This window comes from Mycobacterium sp. GA-1199, from assembly GCF_001500045.1.
GTDB lineage: Bacteria > Actinomycetota > Actinomycetes > Mycobacteriales > Mycobacteriaceae > Mycobacterium.
Genome location: NZ_LQIX01000001.1, coordinates 59,165 through 82,344, shown reverse-complemented (window position 1 = coordinate 82,344; position 23,180 = coordinate 59,165). Strand labels below are relative to the sequence as shown.

The window sequence follows — 23,180 nt, the reverse complement described above, 5'->3', positions numbered from 1 at the left end:
TTTCGGGGACGCTCGCGGGCCACGACGGTGCGCAAGAAGCGGTTACTCCGTCGAGTAGTCGAAGCTCAGCCAGCGCTGCGGACGCATCCGGATGATCACCGACGTCGGCGTCAGGTTCTGATCGGTGAACGCGTTGCCTTCCTCTTCGCCCAGATAGCGAATGGCGATCTCCCGCACGATCGCATCCTCAGCCGGTCCGATACCGGTCACCTCGCCCTCCGCCGTGACGTATCGATACGGCGGCGCCTCGTCCTGCGCGGTGATCGAAAACCGGCCGGCCTCTTTGATGAGCCGGTGCTTGAGGGACTCTGACTCTGTCCACAGGAGTACCTCGCCGCCCGGCGTGTAGCCGTACCAGATCGGCACGCTCAACGGCGCCCGGTCGGGGCGCTCAACGGCGATGACGCCCACGTGGACGTCGGACAGGAACTTTTCGCGCTCACCAGTCGTCATCTTGGCCATGTCTGGCCCAACCGCTGCGACGCCGAGCACATTCCCCGCCGCTGAAGCGGGCCTACCGCATTCGCGGCGGCTAGATGAGCTCGAACACCGGGATGACGCGGTCGGTGCGCTGCTGGTACCCGCCGAAACCGGGCGCGCGCTCGACGACGATGCGGTAGATGCGGTTGCGTTCGTCGCGCGGAAGCTCGCGGGCGGTCACCTGCCGGGGCGGATCGGCGCCGATCTCCACCGAGGCGGTCGGGTTGGCGCGCAGGTTGAACACCCACCCCGGGCTCGCCGGGCGGCCCGCGGAAGAGCCGACGACGTAGATGCGGTCGTCGATGTCGAAGTACGCGACAGGGTTGACACGCTGCTGCCCGCTCTTGGCGCCGGTCGAGGTGAGCAGCAGCAGCGGAAATCCCTCGAACTGGCCGCCGACCTTGCCGCCGTTGCGGCGGAACTCCTCGATGTTGCGCTCGTTGAAGTCGCGCTCGGCGGCCTTGTCATCGGTCATCGGTTCATCGTGGCACTTGCGGTGGCCTTCCGGTCGCGAGATCGACCGCAGCGCTTAGCCTGAAGTGATGCTGACCGAACTGATCGAGTTGCCCGCGGGCACCTTCCGGATGGGATCAGAAGACTTCTATCCGGAGGAGGCGCCCGTCCACGAGGTGACGGTCGAATCGTTCTCGATCGAACGCCACCCGGTCACCAACGCGCAGTTCGCCGAGTTCGTCGCCGACACCGGTTACGTCACTCTCGCCGAGCAGGAACTCGATCCGGCCGCCTACCCGGGGGCCTCGCCCGAGGACCTGGTTCCCGGCGCGCTCGTGTTCCGGCCGACCCCCGGCCCGGTCAACCTGCGGGACTGGCGGCAGTGGTGGACCTGGGTGCCCGGTTCCAGCTGGCGCCACCCGTTCGGGCCCGAATCGTCGATCGACGACCGCCCCGACCACCCCGTGGTGCAGGTCGCGTATCCGGACGCGGCGGCCTACGCGGCGTGGGCGGGGCGCCGACTGCCCACCGAAGCGGAGTGGGAGTACGCCGCGCGGGCCGGATCCCAAGCCCGCTACGCCTGGGGCGACGACGTGCAGCCCGACGGACGCCTGATGGCCAACACCTGGCAGGGCCGCTTCCCCTACCGCAACGACGGCGCGCTCGGCTGGGTCGGCACCTCGCCGGTGGGCACGTTCCCGCCCAACGCATTCGATGTCGTCGACATGATCGGGAACGTCTGGGAATGGACGACGACGACGTACTCGCCGCGCCACAGCCCCCAGAAGTCAGGCTGCTGTGCGCCGCCAACCGGTGACCCGTCTAAATTCCAAACGCTCAAGGGTGGCTCACACCTGTGCGCCCCCGAGTACTGCCATCGCTACCGCCCGGCCGCGCGGTCGTCCCAGTCGCAGGACAGCGCCACCACGCACATCGGGTTCCGCTGCATCGCCTGACAGGTCGACCTGTCGTACCCCGCACATACAGTGCCAGCCATGACTACTACGGTCGCCGTCGCTTTGGCCCGTCCACGCGGATCCGCTATCCGCTACTCGGCCTGCTCGGGCAAACAACGCTGGACCGGAAGCGTGCGGGCGGATTCGGTCGAGACGGCGATCCTCGACGTCGTGCGACGCGTCCGCGAGGAGTCCGAGACTGAACCGCTGCGGTTCCTGGTACAGGCACCGCCGCGAAGCGTGTTGTGGGCGCTGCGCGACGAGATTGCCCTGTTGATACCCGGTGCGCACCTCGACCGTCCGCGCTTCACCGACGAACAGTTGGTGCGCGCGGCGTATGAAGGACTGCGCGTCGTACCGTTGACAACGGCAGCAGGATCCGCTGAGCGACAACAATTTTGACGCGTAGGGCGCCAAACCGCACATCGGCGCCCCGCTGCCCACCCTCACGAAAACCTTCCCGACGCAACGGTTTATTGACAGAAGCGGCAATCAGGCGTTGAGTCTAGGTGCCTTCGCACCCGTATGAGGGCGCGCCGAGGCTTGCACCCGGCCGCCCGGCCCCGCGCAAATCGACCGAAGGGGCTGTCATGGCAGACGTGGATTATTGCGTCGTGGGTGCCGGGTTCGCCGGACTGACCGCGGCGCTGCGCTTGAAGCAAGCGGGTCATTCGTTGGCGCTGCTCGAAGCCCGCGACCGTGTCGGTGGTCGCACCTTCACGGAGGTACGCGACGACGGGGCGTGGATCGACCGCGGCGGCGCGTGGATCGGTCCGGGGCAGGACGCGATCTACGCGCTCATGAAGGAATTCGGGGTGCCGAGCTACAAGCAGTACACCGACGGCGACGCGATGATGTTCGTCGACGGCAAGAAGTACCGGTACACCGGAACCATTCCGCTGTCGATGAGTCCGTGGGCGGTCGCCAACATCGGCACGGTCTTTCTCGAGCTCACTCAGATGTGCAAAACCATTCCGGTGGAGGCGCCGTGGACCGCACGCAAGGCGCAGAAGTGGGACCAGACCAGCTGGGCGGCGTGGCTGGACAGGAATACGCTGTCCAAACCCGCCCGCGAATTACTGGAAAGCGCTGTTGCGGGGCTGTATACGTCTGCGGCATCGGAGATCTCATTGTTGTTCGTGTTGTACCAGATGGCCTCGGCCGGCGGACCGAGCTTCGTGTTGGGCGTCAAGGACGCGGCCGAGGACGCGCGTCCGGTCGGCGGCATGGGCGCCATCCATCGTGCGGTCGCGGCAGAACTCGGTGACGTCATCCACCTGTCGCAGCCGGTGCGCAGCATCGAGCAGAATGCCGACGGGGTGGTCGTGCGCTCCGAGGACATGGTGGTCAACGCGCGACGGGCCATCGTCGCGGTGCCGATCTCGATAGCCAGCCAGATCTCCTATGAGCCAATGCTTCCCGTCGACCGGTCGTTCCTGCACCAACGCATGCCCAGCGGTGCGGTCTACAAGATCGCGCTGGTGTTCGACGAGCCGTTCTGGCGGGCCGACGGCCTTTCGGGGCAGTCGTTCGGGCCCGGATCGCCGGCGAGCCTGACGATCGACTCGTGCACCGACACCGGCACTCCCGGGATGCTCACGGTGATCACTGAGGGGCCCGAAGCGCGCCGGTTGACCAACCTCGGCGAGGACGAGCGCAGAAGCGCGGTGCTGGGCGCTGTCGCGGAACGTCTTGGTGACAAAGCACTTTCACCGGTAGACTATGTCGAACAGAACTGGACCATCGAGCGGTACTCCGGCGGAGGGATGATCGCGCACGCCCCGCCGGGGGTGCTCACTGAGTTCGGACCCGCGCTGCGCGAGCCGTGCGGACGGATCCACTGGGCCGGCACCGAGACCTCAGCGGTGATGTACGGGTTCATCGACGGGGCCGTGCGTTCCGGCGAGCGCGCCGCGGCCGAGGTCATGGCCCGCGAAGCGATGGCTATGGCTTGACCGAGGGGTCGTGCGCATCGCGCCACGCCTGCCAGATTTCGGGGCGCAGCCGACCGCGGTCGGGTACCGGCAGGCCTGCGTCGCGCGCCCACGCGCGGACTTCGGCGGTGCTCGGTTCGGACTCCGCACCCGCCGGCCCAGGTATTGGATTGTCGATTCGCTCCCCCGAGATGCGTTGTTGCGCAGCTTCTTCAGTGAGTGCCCAAGTGTGCGCGGCAGCGAGGAAGCGGTAAGTCCATTCCTCGGCGAGCTGGCGAGTCTCGCAGAACACGACCGGCACACTGGGCCACCGAATCTGCAGCTCGGCGAGGGCGTCGGCGACCACGGCGGGGCGGACGAAGTTGTGCCGGAACAGTTGCGAGTAGCGGTCTTCGACCACGACCGCTGCGCGCGGGAGTGCCGAGAGATGGGCGACCTGAAAGCGAAGCTTGCCGCTGGTCAGACCGGACACGAGATCGGGTAGTGATTTGCGTTCCACGCTGGCCACCAGCGATCCGTCCACGGTGATCCCGTAGTCACCGCATGGCAGTGCCCGCTTCACGATGCTGACCTGTTGCGAGCTGAAGGTGTAGGCGTACCGCTCATGCGCATCCACCAGCACCTGCAACTCTTCGATGCCTTGAGCGCGCGCGGTCGGCGTTCGCACGTTGGGGCGCGCTTGTTTACGGGTGCGCGGCGACTGCCAGAACACCATCTCGCGGCCCCGGGCAGTGGTGAACACGATCTGGGAGCGGTTCTCGCGCCCCCGCTGCAGAATGACATCGATGGCCGCGCCCCGGCGCTGACACGACTGCAACGGAAGCCGTTCGATGACCTCGGCGTCGGCGGGCCAATCGTCAAGACTCATCGGGTGGCAGTACAGCGCTTTGACCCGCGGCCACGTGCCCGAGGTCCGAAACACCAGATCCCCGCCCGGTTGTGGAAGTCGCAACAGATACCGCAGCCGGGAGTCGGGCTGCGGGTTCGCCGCGATCAGCAATTCCGCCACGCCCTCCAGTGTGCCGCGTGCGGGCGGGAGTCGGCAGAACCGACGCCCATCCGCCGCGTAGATCAGGCGATGAGGACTGCCACGTCGCTGTGCAGATGCGCCAGGCCAGAGTCGAGCGTCGCCAACTGCGCGCTGAAGCCACGAGGTACTGTCCGACCCGTGAGCGGGGATCTGATCCTCACCGACGAGTTCCGGGAGGCCTTGGCGCTCCTGGCCGGCGGCAAGCATCTGTTTCTCACGGGCAAGGCGGGCACCGGCAAGTCGACGCTGATCCGTCGCTTCATGGCGGAGACGGACCGCAACGTCGTGGTGGTCGCGCCGACGGGGATCGCGGCGCTCAACGTCGACGGCTACACCATCCACCGGCTGTTCGGCTTCCGTGCGACGACGACGCTGGGCGACGTCACCGGCGGTCAGTACCGGCCGGGCCGTTTCGCCAGGACGCTGGCGTCGCTGCAGACATTGATCATCGACGAGGCGTCCATGGTCCGCGCCGATGTCTTCGACATGGTCGCCACGGCGCTGGAGCGCCACGGACCGGAGCCGGGCGTGCCGTTCGGCGGCGTGCAGATCGTGCTCGTCGGCGACCTCTACCAGCTTCCGCCGGTGGTCGGCGACGGCGAAGAGGCCTACTTCTCGACGGTCCACGAGACGCCCTACTTCTTCTCCGCCCGCAATTTCGCCCGCGAGGACTTCCCCACCATTTCGTTGACGACGGTCTTCCGCCAGCTCGGCGACGACCGGATGACCGCGATTCTCAACGAGATTCGCGAAGGCGTCCTGCTCGGCCACGCCGAGGAGCAGCTCAACGCCCGCGCCGACAAGGACTTCATCCCGCCCGACGGCGAGTTCTGGCTGACGCTCGCGCCGACCAATCGGCTCGTGACCGCACGCAACCGCCAGCATCTCGAGCGGCTCGACGGCGACGAGATGATGCACCGCGCCCGCGAGTCCGGCGACCTGTCGCTGTTCGACAAACCTATCGAGGACGAACTGCGCTTCAAGGTCGGCGCGCAGGTGATGATGCTCAACAACGACCAGGGCGACCGGTGGGTCAACGGCTCGATCGGGCGAGTCGTCGGCGTCGGCTACGACCGCTACGGCGTCGTCGTCGAGGTCGAGTTCGCCAACGGATCATGCGCGGAGGTCACGCCGTTCACGTGGGAGGCGACGCGCCCGGTGGTCGACGGCGGCACGCTGCGTCGTGAGGTGATCGGCACGTTCACGCAGCTGCCTTTCAAGCTGGCGTGGGCGATCACGATCCACAAGAGCCAGGGGCAGACGCTGGAGCGGGTCGTCGTCGATCTCACCGGCGGCATGTTCTCCACGGGTCAGCTGTACGTGGCGTTGAGCCGGTGCACTTCGCTGGCGGGGCTGGTGCTGAAACGTCCTGTGCTGCCGAAGGATTTGAAGACTGACCGGCGCATCGCCCGCTTCCTGCGCAGCTCGATCGGCGGTGCCGCGGCGCGCAAGTACTGCGCGATCGGCATGCTCACCGTCGGCGACGAAGGACGGATGTCGCGGCCGCGGCCGGTGGAGCTGGCGGTGGCCTTCGACGACGGTACCGCCGTCTCCACGCTGGTCAACCCCCAGCGTGATCTGGCCGATGCGCGAAACGCTTACGGCATCAGCGTGTCCGACGTGCTGCTGGCGCCGACGCTGCGCGAAGCCTGGGCGGTGATCGCCCCGATGCTGGCCGGCTGCACGCCCGTCGCGCCGGGAGTGGACGAGACGCTCGGACTGATCGACTTCGAGCTCAAACGCCTCGGCCACGTCACGCCGATGCCGCTGGGCGTCGAACTGCGCGGAGCGCGCGTGACAGGGCGGACGGCGTTGGAACGTGCGCGGTCGGCGCTGGGGGCGTTGGCTGCCGCGGACGTCGAGGAGGGTTCGTCGCCGTTCGAGGAACCCGAACCGGCGGAGTCGGTTTCGGGCCTACTGGTCAGCCGCGACCCGGACGTGCCGACGCCGACGGCCGAGCATCTACCCGGGTTGTCGGCGCTGTTGAGGATCAGCCGCGACGTGGGCGCGGTGCTGTTGGGCGCATCGGTGCACCGGGACCTCGACTCGTCGTGGGATGCGGCGGCGCGGTCGACGGTCGCGGATCAGTTGCGTGCGGCGGCCTCCCGGACGTTGCTGCCCGACGACGTGGTGGCGCGCCTGCACGCGGTGTCGGAGCTGCTGGGCGTCGACGTGGTCGGCGACGCGGAGTTGGTCGCCCGCCACGACATCGGCGAAGCACTGGCGCCCGGCGCGCGGATCTGTTTCACGGGAACGGCTTTGGACCCGAACGGCCACGTGGTGGAACGCGACGAGATCGAGCGGATGGCTGCGAAGGCAGGCCTGAAACCGGTGCGGTCGGTGACCAAGACGCGGTGCGAGGTGCTGGTGACGGCCGAGGCGGGCACGCAGTCGGGTAAGGCGCGCAAGGCGCAGGAGTACGGCAAGCCGGTGTTCACCGCCGAGGAGTTCTTCGCGTGGCTGGCCGATCGCTAACCGGGTTTCAGGCGCACCATGTCCTCAACGGTGTCGCGATCTCGGGTACGTCGTCGATCGCACCCGAAGCGATAGCGATCATGAAGTCGAAACGAGCGTCCTCGCCTGCCATCACCCACTCACCGTTGAGGCCGAGAAACACCTGACAAGCCGTCCACGCCAGCCGCTTGTTGCCGTCGACGAGTGCATGATTGCGGCAGAGGGAATGCAGCACGGCAGCCGCCTTGGTGTGGATGTCGGGATAGGCGTCGGCCCCGGCGACGGTGGTCCTGGGCCGCGCCACCGCCGCTTCCAGCAAGCCGTAGTCCCTGACTACCACCTCACTGGAGATCGCCCGCGCCGCGATCAGCAACAAGTCATCGAGGTCCAGGTAGACGGTCATGTGTCTGCGAGTCGCCGCAGCACACCTTGTTCACGTTCGACTACCTTGTCTAACACTGTCTTTACGTCGTTTTGATGCGCGCGGCGCTCGATATACTCGTCGATGGCTGACAGCGCCACCGCTTGCATGGAACGCCCCTCGGCCTCGGCCTGTCGGCGAAGCGCTTCCGCCTGCTTCTCGCTGGTCCGCAATGTCATGCCCATGCGCGTGACGATACCACTTTGATACCACGCGTCCCGTTCGGCGATGTCACCCACGAGAAGTAACGTCGGCTCATGGCGAACGTGAAGACGCGCGTCGCCCGCGCGGCAGATGCGGTGCTGGCCGAATGAGGAGCGGTCCGAACCATCGACGTTCTCGTGGAACTGGGCTGGCTTGCGCAACCGAACGTCGAGCGGTGGGAGCGGGGCCGAGTTCCGCGGCTGGAGATGTGCGTACAGGTCGGCGGGGACAAGGTCGTGGAAGCCGCGGAGGCATTGCGGCGCTGGGCCGAAGAGCGCGGGCTCGAACAGCGTGAGGCCACCTATGGCGATCTGGTCTTTACCGCCGAAGGCGACCCCGACGTCGAACAGGCCTACCGCACGTATTGGGCGACGGCGGGCCACGTCGAGCCGGTGCGCGGACAACCGCGTCCCCGCGACATCGTCGTGATCTCGCCGCACAACCCCTGGGACTGTTCGTCGTGCGGCGACGCTCATGACCCCGGCGATCTGCTGGTCCAGGGCACGGCCGGCACCCTGTGCCTCGACTGCGCCGACCTCGGCCATCTCGAATTCCTGCCGTCCGGTGACGCCGCGCTCACCCGTCGCGCCAAGAAGGCCAGCCGGTTGTCCGCGGTCGTGGTGCGCTGGGCCAGGCGACGTCATCGCTACGAACGACAAGGCGTCCTGGTGGAGTCGGCAGCCATCGAACAGGCCGCGCGAGAATGCCTGTCGGACGCGGACTTACGGGCAAGGCGCCGCGATCGCGACAGGATTCGTCGCGCCGATGAAGACGTGCGCTTCCAGGGCGAGTTCGCCGCCGCGATCCGTGAGCAGTTCCCCGGGTGTCCCCCGGACCGTGCGGAGGCGATCGCGATGCACACCGCGGCCCGCGGCAGCGGCAGGGTGGGCCGCAGCGCTGCGGCACGGAGTTTGGAACCCGAAGCGGTCCGACTTGCCGTCGCCGCGTCGATCCGCCACATCGACACCGAATACGACGACCTGCTGATGTCGGGTGTCGACCGCGATGCCGCCAGGGCGCGGGTGTACGACCGCGTCGAGGATGTCCTCACCGCCTGGCGCGAGGGCGTCACGCTGCTCGACACCTGACTACCGCCGTTCGCCGCGGCGGGCGAGCAGCTCCCGCAGCGTCGGCAAAACGCGGTGATCCTTCGGCCGGTTGGCGGCCTGCTTCGAACGGATCACGTCGGCGAGCGATGCGATTTCGACTGTCACACCGTAGATTTCGGTCGAGATCTGTTATATACCCTCGGTCTCCTGGAGCGCGTCCTGCCGGTGAAAGTGCCGCCACAACCGCGCGCCACCCGAGAGCGCCACGAGCACCCCGACGCCGCCGATCACGATGCCGGCGAACAGCGACAGGAACATCGGATCGACGGAGTCGCCGGTGGTTCCGGCTCCGAAGATGCCGCCGACCAGAAACCCGAACAGCGGCGCCAGCACGGCGACCGCCGTTCCCAGCAGTGCCCGCCACAGCCCGGGTGGCGTCGGCTCGAGCACGACGGGACGGCCGTCGTCCAAGGCGTCGTCCGTCTCGCCGACCGTCGCGGGGTCAGGTGTGGTGTTACTCATCGGATTTCACCCTCCTGATGTGGGGAACCGCCTCACTGGGGCCGCCGGCGTCGACGGCCTTGTCCGACCGTGAAGCTTCGAGGAACGGGCGCACGATGTCCATGGGGATCGGGAAGACGACGGTGGAGTTCTGGTCGGCGCCGAGTTCGAGCAGCGTCTGCAGATATCTCAGTTGCAGCGACGCCGGGCTCTCGCTGAGCGTGATCGCCGCATCGCGCAGTTCCGTCGACGCCTGCAGTTCGCCGCGCGCGCTGATCACCTTGGCGCGCCGTTCCCGTTCGGCCTCGGCCTCGCGGGCCATCGCGCGCTGCATCATCTCGGGGATCTCGACGTCCTTGATCTCGACGACCTCGACGACGATCCCCCATGGTTCGGTCTGTTTGGCGATCGACGCCGCGAGGTCCTCGTTGAGATCGGCGCGGTGCGCGAGCAGCGTGTCGAGGTCGGCGCGGCCCACGACCGAACGCAGCGTGGTTTGCGCGATCTGCGACGTCGCGATCGCGAAGTTCTCCACGGCCATCACCGATTTCATGGGATCGGTCACCCGGAACAACACCACGGCATTGACGCGCGCGGTGACGTTGTCGCGGGTGATGACCTCCTGCGGCGGGATCGTCAGCGTCACCGTTCGCAGGTCGACGCGCACGAGCTTGTCGACGCCCGGAAGCACGACGACGATGCCCGGCCCCAGGGGTCCGCGCAGCCGGCCGAGACGAAACGCCACACCACGCTCGTACTCCTTGACCACGCGTATCGATGCGACCGCCGCCGCCAGCAGCACGATCGCGAAGAACACCACAACCACCATCCAGGGGTCCATCAGAGCACCTCCCGCGGCTCATTCCGCCGGTCGGACGCATACGAACTACGACGCCGGATCTCCGCTTCGGCCAGCCGCTTTCGTTCCTCGAGGTTCTCGTCGAGCGACTGGAACACCACCCCGTCAGGAACGGCCGGGGTGCGTCGCAGGTGCGACCACAGCGGCAGACTCATCACACCGACCACGACCGCGGAGCCCAACAGCAGCAGCGCCTCCGGTGCGGTGTCGGCAGCCAGGGCCGTCGCCAACGGCAGGATCACCGCGATGGCGCTGACGGCGCAGGCGATTCCGCGGTGGAAGCGCGCGGCCTCCGACGCCGGCCAACTGTCGATCGCGCGGCTCACCTCGCGACCGTCGTGCGACGAGGTACAGGTGTGCTTGACCGGGCAGGCGTTGCAGATCGACGGGGTCCCCCGGTAACGCATGACCCGGTTGTCGGGGTCAAAGGACGTGGGCCACAACCACTGGTCCTCCGGACACTGCCAGGCATCGTGGTCTTCGTGGTAGACGAACGCGCCCGTGCGGTGCCCCTCGACCTTGGCCGCGGCACGGCGGGCGAACGTGTCGATGCCGTAAGCGATGGCGACGAGAACGACCGCGTAGCCGATCGTCAGCCACGCGGCGATCCCGATGCCGGCGATCACGGGCCCTCACCGCTTTCGTCGGGCGTCACCCGTCGGTCCGAGGCATAGCGGCTGCGTCCCGGTACCGCCATACCGGTGCGGTCCTCCTCGGCGTGGGCGTGTTCCTCGACGAACAACGTCTCGGCGGGCAGCGTGTGCGTGGTCGCCTTGATGCCGTAACGCACACCGAGCCAAGCGATCCAGAGGAACGGCAGGACACCACCGAGGATGAACAAGAAGTCACCGGGCATGCGCAGCCACTCGAGCACGACGTTGCCCGACTGGGTGATGTAGTTCAACGTGCGGGCCTCGTAGTAGCCGTCGTTGACCGAGTGCCACAGCTGCAGCACACCGAGCGGCAGCAGCGTGGCGAACACCATCCACGCCAACCCGATGTTGAGCGACCAGAACGACAGCTTCGCCAGCTTCTCCGGCCAGCGTTGCGGCGGGATGATGTAGCGCAGCGCGAACAGCGCCAACCCGACGGCGAGCATGCCGTAGACGCCCATCATCGCGCCGTGCGCGTGGTTGGCTGTGAGCGCGGTGCCGATCTGGTAGTACGACACGATCGGCAGGTTGATCAGGAAGCCGAAGATGCCTGCGCCCACGAAGTTCCAGAAGCCGACGGCGACCAGGAACATCACCGCCCACCGGTGCGGGAACGGCGCGCTGCTGCGCGACTGCTGCCGCGAACCCAGCTGCAGGAATGTCCACGCCTCGACGGTCAGGAACGTCAGCGGGATGACCTCCAGCGCGGAGAAGAACGCGCCAAGGGCCATGTGCTCCACCGGGGTTCCCGAGAAGTACAGGTGGTGCATCGTGCCGATCACGCCGCCCATCGAGTACAGGATGACGTCGAGGAAGATCAGCTGGATCGCGATCTTGCGTCGCACTACGCCCAGCATCACGAAGATGTAGGCGACCATGACCGTGGTGAACAGCTCGAGGAAGTCCTCGACCCACAGGTGCACCACCCAGAACCGCCAGAATTCGGCGACGGTCAGATGAGTTTCGGTGCCGGCGAGCATGCCGACGGCGTAGAACGCCGGGATTGCCAGCCCGGCGTAGAAGAACAGCCACGGCATGTTCAGCTTGCTCTCGGTCTTCAGCCGCGAGCGGATCGCGCGGAAGATGATCGCCATCCACAGGAACAGCCCGATCACGAGCAGCGCCTGCCAGAAGCGCGGCAGGTCAAGGTATTCCCACTGCTGGTCGAAGAAGATCGAGCCCTTGGCCCAGTCGACACCGAAGGTGCTCAGCGCGGTGCCCACCAGTGTGCCGGCGACGACGACGAACAACGCGCCCAGCAGCCCGTAGGTCAGCCAGGACTGGCGGCGGGGTTCGCGGCCGGAGATGATCGGTGCCAGGAAGATTCCCGCGGCGAGGAAGGACGCCGCTGTCCACAGCAACGACAGCTGGACGTGCCAGGTCCGCGCCAGGTTGAACGGCAGAATCTGGGCCAGGTCCAGACCGAAGAAGTTGCTCAGCTCGGCGCGGTAGTGCTCGATCGCGCCGCCCAGTATCGCCTGGCCGAGGAAGAGCACCGCGACGACGAGGAAGAACCACGCGGTCGCCTTCTGCGACGGGGTGATCGCGACCTCACCGGGTTGGCGGAACCTCAGGGACGGGGTTTCGGTTGCGTGCCAACCGATCTTGCGGCTCCACCGGCCGTAGAGGGCGAACAGCGCGCCGAGCCCGGCGAGCAGCGCGATGAGCGACATCGCCGACCAGACCAGGATGTCGGCCGTGGGCGTGTTGTTGACGCGGTGTTCGGGCGGCCAGTTGTTGGTGTAGGAGTAGGAGTGGCCGTCACGCTGGGCGGCACTGGCCCAGGCGGTCCAGCTGAAAAATGCTGTCAGCTCCTTGATTTCCTGCGGGTCGGTGATGACCTGCGGGATGAGGCCGTACTCGGTGGAGTCGGTGCCGAAGAAGTCGGCGTAGTACTCGCGGATCTTCTCGAATGCGCTCACCTGCTCGGCGGTGAACTGCAGCGTTCCGGTGGCCTCGTCGTAGCGGTTGGTCCGCATCATCTCGACGACGGCGGCGGTCGGATCCTGCACTCCGGCGTCGCGCAGCTCCTGGCCGACGTGGTCGGCCGACAAGCGAAGGTATTCGGCGGTGTAGTCGGGTCCGAGGTAGCCGCCGTGGCCCATCACCGACCCGTACTGCTGCAACCCGCGGCGCAGGAAGATCTGCTGTCCGGCGGTGATGTCCTGCTCGGTGTAGAGCGTTTGGCCGTCGGGTCCGACGACGCGCTGTGGCTGCGGCATCGAGTCGGAGTAGGTGCGGGCGGCCAGCATACCCATGATCAGGAAGCCGAACACCATGACCAGGGCGACGCCCTGGACCCAGCCTTTGGAGATGGCGAGTTCCGCCTTGCTCGGCGCGGGCTCCAAGAACTGGTTTGTCACGGCTATCCCTTCCGACGGCATCGGATGCACGATCGCAGCGTGTAGCCAAAGTAACGAAAGCATCGCGAAAGTGGTGGAGGTTCCCAGAGTTCGCGTCGGCCTTGGCGGTTGTTAAGCAAAGGCTAGCCAAAGTTGGCGTGGCAGACGGGTGGTCGGGCTAGGGTGCGACTGTGCACGTCGACGCGATGACAACCCCGCAACCGCTTCAGGACATCGGCGAGCTGGCCCGACGGACGCAGACGGCCGGGTTCTCCGGATTGCTGTTCACCGAGACGGGCCGCACGCCGTACATGAATGCGGCGGTGGCGGCGCAGGCCGCGCCGGGGTTGGAGCTGTCGACGGGCGTCGCGGTGGCGTTTCCGCGCAGCCCGTTCGTTTCGGCGGCGACGGCGTGGGAGTTGCAGGAGGCAACCGGCGGTCGTTTTCGCCTGGGGTTGGGTACGCAGGTCCGCACGCACGTGGTGCGGCGCTACGGAATGGAGTTCGAGCGTCCGGGTCCACGGCTGCGTGACTACGTGCTGGCGGTGAAGGCGTGCTTCCATGCGTTCCGGACGGGCAAGCTCGAGCATCGCGGTGACTTCTACAGCTTGGACTTCATCACGCCGCAGTGGAGCGCGGGACCGATAGACGCGCCGGATCCCAAAGTGGATGTCGCGGCGGTGAACCCGTGGATGCTGCGGATGGCCGGCGAGGTCGCCGACGGAATCCACGTGCATCCGCTGGGCGAGCCGGGCTACATCGGCCGGCATGTGCTGCCGAATCTGGCGCAGGGCGCCGCGAAGTCGGGGCGCTCGGTCGATGACATCGCGGTGATCGTGCCGGTGATGACGATCGTCGGCGACACCGACGCGGAACGCGATCGTGAGCGGGAGCTGGTGCGCACGAGCATGAGCTTCTACGGCAGCACACCGAACTACGCCTTCATCTGGGACGAGGCCGGGTTCGAGGGCACGACGGCGCGGATCCGCGAGAAGCAGAAGGCCGGCGACTACCAGGGCATGGCGGCTTGTATCACCGACGAGCACATCGCGACGTTCGCCACGGAGTCGACGTGGGACGGTCTGGCGGACGCGTTGATCTCACGGTACGGCGGGGTGGCATCACGCGTGGTGCTCTACAACGCGCTGGCCGATCCGGCACGGTTCGAGCGTTACGGCGAGGTGGCGCAGAGCATTCGGGCGCGATGACTGAGGCGGCCAGCGGACTCGCCTTGACCGGGTCACCATTGGCTGCCACATACGGTGCAGGTCCAGTTGTCGTTACGACGGACGCAGCCGCGGTAGTCGTCCCACGGCGGGAAGTCCAGATGAAAGACCTCTCCGAACTGTGCGCTCTGCGTGCGTTGGGCGCCGCAATAGGGACACCGCGGATGCTGGGAGAACAGGTAGTCGATCAAGCTTGTGAAGCCGCCGTCGCGCATGGCGGCGTCGCAGCGGAGACACAGCACACCGGGCCAATCGGCGGGAAGTTCTGGCAGCCAACACTTGTCGGGTATCGGCCCATAGAAGTAGCTGGGCACGTTGGTGGCCTCCATGATCACCGGCTGGGGTTGCGGCCGCTCGGGAAAGTCGACCGTGCGGATGCGGAAGGCGTCGCGGGCTTGCTCGCCGAGTAGGTCGAGGACGGCTCCGCATCCGGTGCACAGGCCGCGGGAGTGAAGAAGGGTGGCGGCCGCGGCCATCGTCGAATGGCCGAACCGCGTCGAACGCTTGCCGTCGGCGTCGCAGTCGGTCAGCGCGAGAAGCATGCGAGTGGCCGCGTCGCCGCGAAGCTGCCACACCTTGCGGGGGTCGTCGTCGCCGGCGAGCCTGACCAGCCGCGCCAGGGTGCCGAGGTCCACCAGGCCGGGGCTGGGCAGGCCCCAGGTGATCTCGGCGCGGTCGAAGCGCCCGTCGGGACCGATGCGGCCGAGTCGCGTCATGACCGACGGCGGATCGGTGTTCAAAACGATGGCCACCGGGTCGCCGATGTGGGCTTCGCCGAAGCCGTAGCGCCACGGCCGGTACGACGAGCGATCCTCCAGAAGAGTGATCACCGCGTCCTTCCAGTCGGCTCCCTCGACGATGTGAAGACGTTCGATTGCAGTTTGCGTCACTGCACCATTATTCCAGGTGCATACGACAATTCACTGATTCATGCGTTTGCTGAGCGGGGTAGGTCACCAGAGGACGGCGATGGCTGCGGCGGCGAACGACAGGACGCCGATCGCCCAGAACATCAGGCGCGGTATCGGGTTGCCGGTGCGCTTCTGGCGAGCGCTGCCCATGCCCAGGAAGCCGCCGAGGATCACGAGGATGACCAGTTTGATCCCGATCTTCGGGTAGTTGAGTTCGATGCCGGCGGGCCACGGCGCGGCGAGAGCGAGGCCGGTGAGCAGCGAGAGCAACAGGCCGTAGTCCATGGCGCGGGGGGTGCGGAAGCGTCGGGCCAGGGCCTCGGCGGCCCAGCCGCCGAACGTGATCGCGAAGCCGACGATGTGCAGCAGTACAACTACGTTGCGTAGTAGTTCCATGGGGTGAGTTTAACGCTTCGCCCGGAGGTTTCCGGGGACGAAATTGCTGCGTTGGCGGCCCGTCGGGCGGTGTTAGTGTGCGGCTGATGCTGGAAAAGGGGGCGTGATGTCTGACTCGAACGAGCCGCTGAAGGTCGATCCGACCGAGCTGCGCATGGCCGCAGACCGGCTCGACGGCCAGGCCAGCGGGTTTCGGTCAGCGCACCAGGCGGCGCATTCACATGCGGGTAACACCGCTCTCGGATCGGGGTCGGCAGCCGCCGCGTTGCCGAAGATGCTGGCGGCGTGGGAGGCCGACGGCGCACGGTTCGCCGGTGATTTCGTCAGACACGCGCAGGGACACCGCGAGGCGGCAGACAGTTACGTGCGCACCGATGTTGGCGGCGCCGAGGCGGTAGAGGACGCCGGCTCTGCGATGTGAGGTGCGGGAATGGCGCTGAGCCTTGGTGAGCTCAAACAGTGGCCTCCCGAGATCGCCGATCTCGCCCAGGCAGCACGCGAGGCCGCGGACAATCACACCGGCTCGGCTGAGTTCTATCGTTCGCTGATCACGGTATCGACCTGGGAAGGCCAGGGCGCGGAGGCCGCGAAGTCGGCGATGACGGCCACGGCGGCAGACCACGAAGCGGTGGCCGACAATCTCGGCGCGGCGGCTCAAAGGATGGAGAACGTTCACCGCGACGCGGAGGCCCTCGCCGAAACCATCAAGGGCATCCTCGACGATGCCGCCGCCCAACCGGCAGTGGGCATCGATGAGTCCACCAATCAGGTGATCCCGCCCGATACCAGCCACATGACAGACGAGTACGCCGCCCAGGTGGCGGCCAAGGTCACCGACCTCAGGGAGCGCATCGCGGATGCGCTCGCGGACGGTGAGCGCATCGACACCGAGTTGGCGGGTGCGATCACCGCGGCGAGCGGTGAACGGGTGGTGAAGACGGCGGGGTCGCTGGAGGACATGCTGCTGCCTGCAACTGGCGGGCGGCGTGACGAACCGAAGCCGGACGAGCAGTCGTCGACACCGAAGAATCTCGATGAAGCATTGAATCGGATCGCCGAACCCGGCCAACCAGCGCAGCCGGTGCGGTTGGACCCGGCGAAGGTAGAGCAGTTCAAGAGCCTTGCGCGCGAGACGCTGTTGCGCAGCGGAGTTCCGCCCGAGCAGATCGAACAGCGGCTCGACGCGATGGTCGCCGCAGCGCACAAACCGCTTGCCCCAGTCAAGACGCCCGAACGCGATGCAATGCCGAAACCCGGCTTCGAGGACGGCTTCGCCGACGGCTGGTTCGGCACCGAAGAGAGCATCAAGAACCTCATCGGAGCGAACGGGTTGGAGGACTTGAAAGAGTCGTGGACGGACTTGGCCAAGGGCACCTGGGAACGGGTGACGAACCCGATCGACTCGATGAAAGAGGACATCGAGCACCTGACGAACTACCCCGGGCATTACTTGGGTGAGGTAGCCGGCAGTACGGCCCTGACCGCGCCGAGCGCGATGTTCGGTGGCGAAGCAGCTCTCGCGGCACGTGCCATACCCGACGATGTCATCGACATGCCAAGTCACACAGGCACAGTCGAGCACTCGACTCCGCTTGGCCCCGCGACGAGCGACCACCCGGGAACCCTGTCGCCGGATATTCCCGCGGCTAGACCACTACCGCCAGACTCTCCGCTGTTCGACGGCTATGAGCCGATACCCCCGGGGCCGCAATTCACCAACGCGGACGGCAGCCTCATATATCCCGATGAGGATCTAGAAAGCAAGCCTTACGCAGTCCCGGGCACGGTGATCCCGGAGGCACAGCTCCCGGCAGGCACCGAGCTCGGGCGCTTCGGTTCCCCGTTCGGCGCTTACCTGGCCCCAGAAGGAACGCCTTTCGCCGAACTATCGCTGCCTATGGAGAGCGCCGCGAAGCCGTACTACCGTTACGTCGTCGACGACCCCACCGCGCTTCCGCCTGGCTGGAGCATCGAACAATCACAGGTGGCACCATGGTTTCACCAACCGGGCGGGGGTACGCAGTTTCGGATCATCGCTCCGCCAGGTGAGCGAGCCACGACACAAGGCTTGGTTGATTCTGGGTTTCTCAAGGAGATTGGATAATGCAGCCAGACTTTTCGAGGCTAGCTACGAGCTGGGATGAGTGGGCTAACCGAGCGCAATTGACTCATGTCGGCGCTTCCGACAGTCGTGACGACGGTGACATGGCCTTCACCTCCGACGACGCGTCCTTCTATCTGAGACTCGAGGATGGCTGGTGGGTGCTTGACGAAGTCGATGACCGCGGGAAACGGTACCCGGGTACAGCCAGGTTCTCCACGTTCGAATTAGTCGAGCGCTATTTGATATGGACGTGGGCGTCGGTAGCCCGCTCCCTGTTGGGCGCGGAACAGCTTGGCCGACAACTTCACTCACTCGGAGTAAAAGCAGGCGTCGAAGTACTCCCAACGGACCGCGAGTACGTAATGGAACTGCGTCTGCGTGACGGAGTCGCAATCCTGCCAGCCTCGAAGGTTCCAGTGTTCAGCCACGTACTGGATATGCCTCTCCATGAACTGGATCAGATGATTCGGCAAGGCATCGGATAGCGACCCGCATTGTCGAATTTGATCCGCGCAACGGTGAATCGCCGATCGAAGTGTTACGCGACTCGTCCGAGCGTGGCTGTCGACCCGGCGACGGGAGGCGATTCGGAACCGGGGATTGACGCGGACTGTCCTAACACGGTTAACCGCGTCCGCGATCAACTGCGACGACGGAATAATTCCGCGGGCCGGCCCCGGCCGCTGGTACTGCTCAGGCCTGTGGCAATGAGGTGCGGCTCCATCGCACGCCGGAAGGTGTCGCGCTGCAGCGACTGTCCGGCGATCGCTTCGTGGACCATGCGCAACTCCCGCAGGGTGAAGGTCTCACCGAGAAGGCGATCTGGATCCGGCTTGTCTAGGTAGTGCTTTCGGACGTCCTCGACTGCCAACTTGATGATGTCGGCGTGGTCGTATGGCAGCCGTCCGGGTGCGTCGATTGGGACGAGCCTCGTCTTCTCCGAGAATCGATCAGCCAGTTGGTCCAGACGCACCACTTGCACGTGGGCAACCGACATCACCCACCCGCGATCGTCGCGCGTCGGGTCGTCGAAGACGCGAAGTTGACGTGGATGCAACCCACGCACGTTGGCTTTCATCCGCAGCGAGCGGTCAACGGCCTGCGCGAGTGTTTCGCGCTCATGGACGAACGTGCCAGGGAGCGACCAGCCCGTTCCCTTCGGACGGCGGACCTCGAGCACGACCAGTCCCGCGTGCGGATCGAGCGTGAGTAACGCCGTGTCGACGGCGACCGAGGGTCGCGGGTAGTCGGTCAGCTTCCGCCCGCTGGTGTCTCGGTACGCCTTCTCACTCATGTCGGAGCCTCAGCGTACAGTGTTTGACATTTAGCGCATAATTGCGCAAACTATACCTGGAGGGGGCCAAATGACTGCATACAATGACCGCGTTGAAGGTGTACTGCTGGGCACTGCCGCGGGGGATGCGCTGGGTGCGCCATATGAGTTCCAACCGCCACGCGCACCAGAACTCGACGTGGCGATGGTCGGCGGCGGACCGTGGCAGCGCGGCGAATGGACTGATGACACCGCGATGGCGGTTGCGATCGCCAAGGTAGCGGCTACTGGTGCAGATCTGCGAGATACCGCATCGCAAGATGCGATCGTGAGTCGATGGCTCGAATGGTCGCGCACAGCCAAAGATGTTGGCAATCAGACGGGTTCCGTCCTGCGCTCGGCGTCTCGTGATAGCCGCATCACCGCGGCAGACGCGCGGCGCGCATCCGAGGCCCTTCACCGCCAGACCGGCCGCACGGCGGGAAACGGCTCCCTGATGCGCACGGCTCCCATCGCGCTCGCTTACCTCGACGACGAGGACGCGATGGTCGAGGCGGCGCGCGCGATCAGCGAGCTGACCCACCACGACGAGGACGCCCGTGAGGCCTGCGTGTTGTGGTGCTGTGCCATACGGCACGCGGTGCTCACCGGCGAGCTCGATGCGCGTGTCGGATTACGTCACATCGCCGGCGAGCGTCGCGACCTCTGGGCCACCCGCCTGGACGCCGCCGAGTCCGCAGCACCCGCGTCCTTTCCCAACAACGGCTGGGTGGTCACAGCGATGCAGGCGGCGTGGTCGGCGATTGCGACGACCCCCGTGCCGAAGGACGACCCGGAGGCGGGCATCTTCCGCGCAGACCATCTTCGGCTGGCATTGGACGCCGCGGTGCGCGCGGGATACGACACCGACACGGTGGCGGCCATCGCGGGCGGTCTGCTCGGTGCGGCGTATGGGGCTTCGGCGATTCCGAGTGCATGGCGGCGGGTGCTGCACGGGTGGCCTGGCATGGGCGCGCATGACCTGGTCGCGCTGGCGTCGGCCATCGAACGTGGTGGTGAACCAGACCCTTTCGATTACGCGTACTCCGATTCGTCGATCAGTACCTGCGCACGTCACCCCTATGACGAGGGCGTCTTGCTCGGCGGGATCGGCGTCCTGAGGAAACTTCCTACGGAAGTCGACGCCGTGTTCTCGTTGTGTCGATTGGCCGACGATGATGTGCGCCACGACCTCCCGCACATCGAGGTACGGCTGATCGACCGCACGAGCCATGACGAAAACCCGCACCTGGACTTCGTTTTGACGGACACGGTGCGATTGCTCGAGGAACTACGGAGTGAGGGACACACAGTGCTGGTGCACTGCGTGGCCGCGTACAGCCGCACGCCGACCATCGGCGCCTTGTACGGGGCGCGGCTGAAGGGCGTCGGAGTCGAAGAAGCACTGCGAGATGTCGTCGCGGTGTTGCCAGGTGCATATCCGAACCCGGCGTTTCGCGGGGCGTTGCGACGTCTTGGACCGATGACAGATGGTCGAAAGGTGGCCTCGTGAGCAGACATGGATACCTCCGACGGCACGGCGACCTCGCTTTGGTGGGAACCGGCGACCCGAACTGTTTCTACGGCGTCGTCTTTCACTCGCCGTTTGGCGTGTACAGCAAGGAGGTACGGTGAGACTGTTGAAGAAGACGAACCAGAAGCAGCCCGATACAGCTGCGACCGCCGAGGGCAAGGTCTTCTACTCCACTCCGTTCGGTAACACCAACGACGGCGAGCAGAGGCTGTTCTTACTGGAGCGCGAGGGTGTCCGGTACATGCCGGTCTTCCGCAGCGTGGATTCGATGAAAGAGTTCTACGGTCGGATGAACCGCGCCGCATACATGATCCTCGAGGGCGACGTACAGACCGTGATGGACACCAATCACTCGATCGAGCCCATGAAGGACGTCGGTGTTGTGATCGAACCATTGACTGCCAGTCCAGTGATTCTCACGCCTAGAAGCGATTAGCATCACGGCGACTACTTTCCGCCGCGCTCATGTCATGAGTCGCCGGTGGTCGACTTCAACCTCGCGTCCATGACCGAGCCGACGGGGCCTATTGGGATCTCGCCTCTTCGATGTTCAGCCGACGCGCCAAATCCGGGCCACCCACCTCGCGGATGAACTCGGGATCGCCGCACACCACGAGTCGGTCGCGGGCCCGAGACAATCCGACGTAAAGCCGTTCGCGCGAGCGCTCGAACTGGCCCGAATCGTTGACCACCAAGACGACCGCGCGCCGCTCGAGACCTTTGAAGCCGAGCACATGACCGTAGAACACTTGGTCGTTGTCCCAGAAGCTGTCCCAGTACGCCTTGTGGCCGGCCTTCTGACGCTCCGCCTGCTCGGGATGCCGGCTGCCCGTCGTCAGTAGCGCGAGATCCTCAGGCCGCCAACCCTCTTCGAGGAGTGCCTCGATCTGATCGTCACCGACGTCGAGTGCATCCTCACGGCTGCAGGCAACGAACTCGACCGCGGGCCCCTCCCCGCCGAGGAACCGCATCGGGTGATCGACGAGCGGTTGGAACGCGTTCGCGATCTGGCGGGTGTTGCGCAGATTGTGGTCCAGAATCAGCGGCACCAACGGCACCGGCGGGGATCCGTAGCGATTGAAGACGCGCTGCCCCTCATCGGTGAACACGTACAGGCCGCCCTCATCCGGATCCTTCAGTGCGATCAGCAGCGGCTCCCACCAGGAGTCGGCGAAGTCCTGCGCCTCATCGACGACGATGGAATCGAAGCGATGCCCGGTGTCCAATTGCGTTGCCAGCTCCGCCATTTGCTCCGGCAGATCGTGCTCCCAGAACTTGACCGTCTCCTCAGTACGCAGCGACTCGTCGGGCCCCTCCGGTGCGCCCCACTGCACGCCGAGGGCATGGAATTCGCCGACGTAGCCGGGTTGTTGGCGCCGCGGCCAGGTAGCGGTGATGCGCTCGAGGTACGACGCGAGGCCATGGGAGTAGCAGACCAGGGCGACACGTTGACCCCGCTGCGCCAGTCGGCGAGCCTGCTCCATCGCGAGGAACGTCTTGCCGCTGCCCGCACCGCCGCGGACCTCGATGCGGTTGAGCAAGCGGGTGGCGTCAAGGATGACGGCCTGATGCTCGGTGAGCGCGTCGGCCGCATCCTCGTTGTCCAGTGCCCGAGCGACGACGTCGCGTTGCGGCAGTCCCCGCCCACTCAGCGCGGTGATGATCTGGTCGATGCCGTCCCGGTTGAGCAGCGGACGGTTGAGTTCCTGGCTGACGAGGATGTGGCGCAGTTTGCCGTCGATGTCCTTGAGATCGTTGCGGTCGATGACCTTCCAGCGGGGGCAGTCCGACAAGGCGAAGTCAGCGGGCAGTTCGGTGTTCGGCAACACGACGACGTGGTCCCAGCGTAGACGGCCCTGCGTCCAGCGGGGGTCCTTCTCGATGTAGTCGCGCAGGGCGTAGCAGGCCTCGCGGGCCTGGCGGACGGGTTCGATGGTGCACTCGCGCCCGCCGCGCTTCTGACGCCAGTTCGCGCCGTCGTGCCAGACCTCGCCGCCCTTGACCTCCAGGCACGCAATGCCCGCGCCTTCGATGGCGACGACGAAGTCGACCTCGTGATCCTTGAGATGGTCGGTGACGCGCTGGCCGGCGATGACGAGGTCGTTGGGCTGGAGTTGCTCGACGAGAGCCTGGTAGACGCGTCGCTCGGCGCGGTTGGCCAGCCGCGGTGTGTCGGTGGGGGTGATCGTCATCGGCCCCTCCGTGCCGTGCGTCGATGCCACCACCGCATGTCGAACCCCTCCCCCATGAGCTTGGTCTCGATGTTAGCCACGGGGTCCGTCACTCCGGGTGAGGCCGGTGCCGCGGATTTGTCGGTGGTCCGGTTTACCGTCTTCCTCAAGCGCTAAATCAAGGGGGGAT

At 66.2% G+C, this 23,180-nt stretch carries 25 protein-coding genes and 1 pseudogene; 11 read left to right on the top strand and 15 right to left on the bottom strand.

Annotation, left to right across the window (positions count from 1 at the left end):
* Positions 1 to 42 precede the first annotated feature (42 nt).
* Together AU198_RS00370 and AU198_RS00365 are read right to left on the bottom strand one after the other, a co-directional pair.
* The gene (locus tag AU198_RS00370) at positions 43 to 462 is read right to left on the bottom strand and encodes a pyridoxamine 5'-phosphate oxidase family protein (protein WP_197415979.1); all 420 of its coding nucleotides are present in this window, start codon (positions 460 to 462) and stop codon (positions 43 to 45) included.
* A gap of 70 nt (positions 463 to 532) precedes the next feature.
* Positions 533 to 955, bottom strand: coding sequence for a nitroreductase family deazaflavin-dependent oxidoreductase (locus tag AU198_RS00365; protein WP_064345507.1), 423 nt, complete (start codon positions 953 to 955; stop codon positions 533 to 535).
* 67 nt (positions 956 to 1,022) lie between these two features.
* Between AU198_RS00365 and AU198_RS00360 the strand changes: the two genes are divergently transcribed.
* The 3 genes from AU198_RS00360 (at position 1,023) to AU198_RS00350 (ending at position 3,844) form a co-directional block, all read left to right on the top strand.
* Entirely contained in the window at positions 1,023 to 1,889 is an 867-nt protein-coding gene (locus tag AU198_RS00360) for a formylglycine-generating enzyme family protein (protein WP_064345506.1), read from the top strand.
* A gap of 39 nt (positions 1,890 to 1,928) precedes the next feature.
* On the top strand, positions 1,929 to 2,291 hold the full coding sequence (locus AU198_RS00355; RefSeq protein ID WP_156431433.1) for a hypothetical protein: 363 nt from the start codon (positions 1,929 to 1,931) through the stop codon (positions 2,289 to 2,291).
* A 188-nt stretch (positions 2,292 to 2,479) separates the two neighbouring features.
* Positions 2,480 to 3,844: a flavin monoamine oxidase family protein gene (locus tag AU198_RS00350; RefSeq protein ID WP_064345504.1), complete on the top strand. Its 1,365-nt coding sequence runs from the start codon at positions 2,480 to 2,482 to the stop codon at positions 3,842 to 3,844.
* Here the strand turns inward: AU198_RS00350 and AU198_RS00345 are convergent.
* Positions 3,834 to 4,832 (bottom strand): ERCC4 domain-containing protein, encoded by a 999-nt coding sequence (locus AU198_RS00345; protein WP_064345503.1) that lies wholly within the window; start codon positions 4,830 to 4,832, stop codon positions 3,834 to 3,836. The genes AU198_RS00350 and AU198_RS00345 overlap by 11 nt on opposite strands.
* Positions 4,833 to 4,894: 62 nt before the next feature.
* A pseudogene (locus tag AU198_RS26035) lies at positions 4,895 to 4,975 on the bottom strand (type II toxin-antitoxin system ribonuclease VapC29); the annotation flags it as partial.
* 16 nt (positions 4,976 to 4,991) lie between these two features.
* On the opposite strand from AU198_RS26035, the gene AU198_RS00340 reads away from it, so the two are divergent.
* Positions 4,992 to 7,328 (top strand): AAA family ATPase, encoded by a 2,337-nt coding sequence (locus tag AU198_RS00340; protein WP_082690797.1) that lies wholly within the window; start codon positions 4,992 to 4,994, stop codon positions 7,326 to 7,328.
* A 7-nt stretch (positions 7,329 to 7,335) separates the two neighbouring features.
* Here the strand turns inward: AU198_RS00340 and AU198_RS00335 are convergent, their stop codons facing one another.
* Positions 7,336 to 7,710 (bottom strand): type II toxin-antitoxin system death-on-curing family toxin, encoded by a 375-nt coding sequence (locus tag AU198_RS00335; protein ID WP_064345502.1) that lies wholly within the window; start codon positions 7,708 to 7,710, stop codon positions 7,336 to 7,338.
* Positions 7,707 to 7,913: a hypothetical protein gene (locus AU198_RS00330; protein WP_064345963.1), complete on the bottom strand. Its 207-nt coding sequence runs from the start codon at positions 7,911 to 7,913 to the stop codon at positions 7,707 to 7,709. The genes AU198_RS00335 and AU198_RS00330 overlap by 4 nt, the downstream gene beginning before the upstream one ends.
* A gap of 144 nt (positions 7,914 to 8,057) precedes the next feature.
* Between AU198_RS00330 and AU198_RS00325 the strand changes: the two genes are divergently transcribed.
* Entirely contained in the window at positions 8,058 to 9,020 is a 963-nt protein-coding gene (locus tag AU198_RS00325) for a DUF2293 domain-containing protein (RefSeq protein WP_353612077.1), read from the top strand.
* Here the strand turns inward: AU198_RS00325 and AU198_RS26775 are convergent, their stop codons facing one another.
* The 5 genes from AU198_RS26775 to AU198_RS00305 are packed head-to-tail and all read right to left on the bottom strand — an operon-like array spanning position 9,021 to position 13,357.
* Entirely contained in the window at positions 9,021 to 9,146 is a 126-nt protein-coding gene (locus AU198_RS26775) for a hypothetical protein (RefSeq protein WP_286141418.1), read from the bottom strand.
* 24 nt (positions 9,147 to 9,170) lie between these two features.
* Positions 9,171 to 9,503, bottom strand: coding sequence for a hypothetical protein (locus tag AU198_RS00320; protein WP_064345501.1), 333 nt, complete (start codon positions 9,501 to 9,503; stop codon positions 9,171 to 9,173).
* Positions 9,496 to 10,311: an SPFH domain-containing protein gene (locus AU198_RS00315; RefSeq protein ID WP_231744548.1), complete on the bottom strand. Its 816-nt coding sequence runs from the start codon at positions 10,309 to 10,311 to the stop codon at positions 9,496 to 9,498. The genes AU198_RS00320 and AU198_RS00315 overlap by 8 nt, the downstream gene beginning before the upstream one ends.
* 11 nt (positions 10,312 to 10,322) lie before the next feature.
* Positions 10,323 to 10,967 (bottom strand): hypothetical protein, encoded by a 645-nt coding sequence (locus AU198_RS00310; protein WP_064345499.1) that lies wholly within the window; start codon positions 10,965 to 10,967, stop codon positions 10,323 to 10,325.
* Complete coding sequence (locus tag AU198_RS00305; protein WP_231744527.1) at positions 10,964 to 13,357, bottom strand: nitric-oxide reductase large subunit; 2,394 nt, start codon at positions 13,355 to 13,357, stop codon at positions 10,964 to 10,966. Before AU198_RS00305 ends, AU198_RS00310 begins: the two co-directional genes overlap by 4 nt.
* Before the next feature lie 170 nt (positions 13,358 to 13,527).
* Between AU198_RS00305 and AU198_RS00300 the strand changes: the two genes are divergently transcribed.
* The gene (locus AU198_RS00300; RefSeq protein ID WP_064345497.1) at positions 13,528 to 14,544 is read left to right on the top strand and encodes a TIGR03617 family F420-dependent LLM class oxidoreductase; all 1,017 of its coding nucleotides are present in this window, start codon (positions 13,528 to 13,530) and stop codon (positions 14,542 to 14,544) included.
* A 32-nt stretch (positions 14,545 to 14,576) separates the two neighbouring features.
* Here the strand turns inward: AU198_RS00300 and AU198_RS00295 are convergent, their stop codons facing one another.
* Together AU198_RS00295 and AU198_RS00290 are read right to left on the bottom strand one after the other, a co-directional pair.
* Positions 14,577 to 15,452 carry a hypothetical protein gene (locus tag AU198_RS00295; protein ID WP_064345496.1) on the bottom strand — a complete coding sequence of 292 codons (876 nt, stop codon included), beginning with the start codon at positions 15,450 to 15,452 and terminating at the stop codon, positions 14,577 to 14,579.
* A gap of 63 nt (positions 15,453 to 15,515) precedes the next feature.
* Entirely contained in the window at positions 15,516 to 15,869 is a 354-nt protein-coding gene (locus tag AU198_RS00290) for a hypothetical protein (protein WP_064345495.1), read from the bottom strand.
* Between the two features lie 106 nt (positions 15,870 to 15,975).
* Between AU198_RS00290 and AU198_RS00285 the strand changes: the two genes are divergently transcribed.
* From AU198_RS00285 to AU198_RS26965, 3 genes are read left to right on the top strand one after another with little or no spacing between them, the layout of a single operon-like run.
* Positions 15,976 to 16,290, top strand: a complete 315-nt coding sequence (locus tag AU198_RS00285) for a type VII secretion target (RefSeq protein WP_064345494.1) — start codon at positions 15,976 to 15,978, stop codon at positions 16,288 to 16,290.
* A gap of 9 nt (positions 16,291 to 16,299) precedes the next feature.
* A complete protein-coding gene (locus AU198_RS00280; protein WP_064345493.1) occupies positions 16,300 to 17,973 on the top strand; it encodes a TNT domain-containing protein in 1,674 nt (557 codons plus the stop codon).
* Complete coding sequence (locus AU198_RS26965) at positions 17,973 to 18,458, top strand: Imm61 family immunity protein (protein ID WP_064345492.1); 486 nt, start codon at positions 17,973 to 17,975, stop codon at positions 18,456 to 18,458. Before AU198_RS00280 ends, AU198_RS26965 begins: the two co-directional genes overlap by 1 nt.
* Positions 18,459 to 18,613: 155 nt before the next feature.
* On the opposite strand, the gene AU198_RS00270 is transcribed toward AU198_RS26965, so the two are convergent.
* On the bottom strand, positions 18,614 to 19,267 hold the full coding sequence (locus tag AU198_RS00270) for an NUDIX hydrolase (protein ID WP_064345491.1): 654 nt from the start codon (positions 19,265 to 19,267) through the stop codon (positions 18,614 to 18,616).
* Between the two features lie 70 nt (positions 19,268 to 19,337).
* On the opposite strand from AU198_RS00270, the gene AU198_RS00265 reads away from it, so the two are divergent.
* Together AU198_RS00265 and AU198_RS00260 are read left to right on the top strand one after the other, a co-directional pair.
* Positions 19,338 to 20,798 carry an ADP-ribosylglycohydrolase family protein gene (locus AU198_RS00265; RefSeq protein ID WP_064345490.1) on the top strand — a complete coding sequence of 487 codons (1,461 nt, stop codon included), beginning with the start codon at positions 19,338 to 19,340 and terminating at the stop codon, positions 20,796 to 20,798.
* A 127-nt stretch (positions 20,799 to 20,925) separates the two neighbouring features.
* On the top strand, positions 20,926 to 21,255 hold the full coding sequence (locus AU198_RS00260) for a hypothetical protein (RefSeq protein WP_064345962.1): 330 nt from the start codon (positions 20,926 to 20,928) through the stop codon (positions 21,253 to 21,255).
* A gap of 88 nt (positions 21,256 to 21,343) precedes the next feature.
* Here the strand turns inward: AU198_RS00260 and AU198_RS00255 are convergent, their stop codons facing one another.
* Positions 21,344 to 23,011, bottom strand: a complete 1,668-nt coding sequence (locus tag AU198_RS00255) for an NERD domain-containing protein (protein WP_064345489.1) — start codon at positions 23,009 to 23,011, stop codon at positions 21,344 to 21,346.
* Positions 23,012 to 23,180 lie beyond the last annotated feature (169 nt).

Bases quoted from the DNA above. Each gene is read 5' to 3' on its own strand.
- AU198_RS00285 (WP_064345494.1), top strand. From the start codon at position 15,976: ATGTCTGACTCGAACGAGCCGCTGAAGGTCGATCCGACCGAGCTGCGC.
- AU198_RS00355 (WP_156431433.1), top strand. From the start codon at position 1,929: ATGACTACTACGGTCGCCGTCGCTTTGGCCCGTCCACGCGGATCCGCT.
- AU198_RS00370 (WP_197415979.1), bottom strand. From the start codon at position 462: ATGGCCAAGATGACGACTGGTGAGCGCGAAAAGTTCCTGTCCGACGTC.
- AU198_RS00335 (WP_064345502.1), bottom strand. From the start codon at position 7,710: ATGACCGTCTACCTGGACCTCGATGACTTGTTGCTGATCGCGGCGCGG.
- AU198_RS00360 (WP_064345506.1), top strand. From the start codon at position 1,023: ATGCTGACCGAACTGATCGAGTTGCCCGCGGGCACCTTCCGGATGGGA.
- AU198_RS26965 (WP_064345492.1), top strand. From the start codon at position 17,973: ATGCAGCCAGACTTTTCGAGGCTAGCTACGAGCTGGGATGAGTGGGCT.
- AU198_RS00320 (WP_064345501.1), bottom strand. From the start codon at position 9,503: ATGAGTAACACCACACCTGACCCCGCGACGGTCGGCGAGACGGACGAC.
- AU198_RS00270 (WP_064345491.1), bottom strand. From the start codon at position 19,267: ATGAGTGAGAAGGCGTACCGAGACACCAGCGGGCGGAAGCTGACCGAC.
- AU198_RS00280 (WP_064345493.1), top strand. From the start codon at position 16,300: ATGGCGCTGAGCCTTGGTGAGCTCAAACAGTGGCCTCCCGAGATCGCC.
- AU198_RS00290 (WP_064345495.1), bottom strand. From the start codon at position 15,869: ATGGAACTACTACGCAACGTAGTTGTACTGCTGCACATCGTCGGCTTC.
- AU198_RS00330 (WP_064345963.1), bottom strand. From the start codon at position 7,913: ATGGGCATGACATTGCGGACCAGCGAGAAGCAGGCGGAAGCGCTTCGC.
- AU198_RS00315 (WP_231744548.1), bottom strand. From the start codon at position 10,311: ATGGTGGTTGTGGTGTTCTTCGCGATCGTGCTGCTGGCGGCGGCGGTC.
- AU198_RS00350 (WP_064345504.1), top strand. From the start codon at position 2,480: ATGGCAGACGTGGATTATTGCGTCGTGGGTGCCGGGTTCGCCGGACTG.
- AU198_RS00255 (WP_064345489.1), bottom strand. From the start codon at position 23,011: ATGACGATCACCCCCACCGACACACCGCGGCTGGCCAACCGCGCCGAG.
- AU198_RS00265 (WP_064345490.1), top strand. From the start codon at position 19,338: ATGACTGCATACAATGACCGCGTTGAAGGTGTACTGCTGGGCACTGCC.
- AU198_RS00365 (WP_064345507.1), bottom strand. From the start codon at position 955: ATGACCGATGACAAGGCCGCCGAGCGCGACTTCAACGAGCGCAACATC.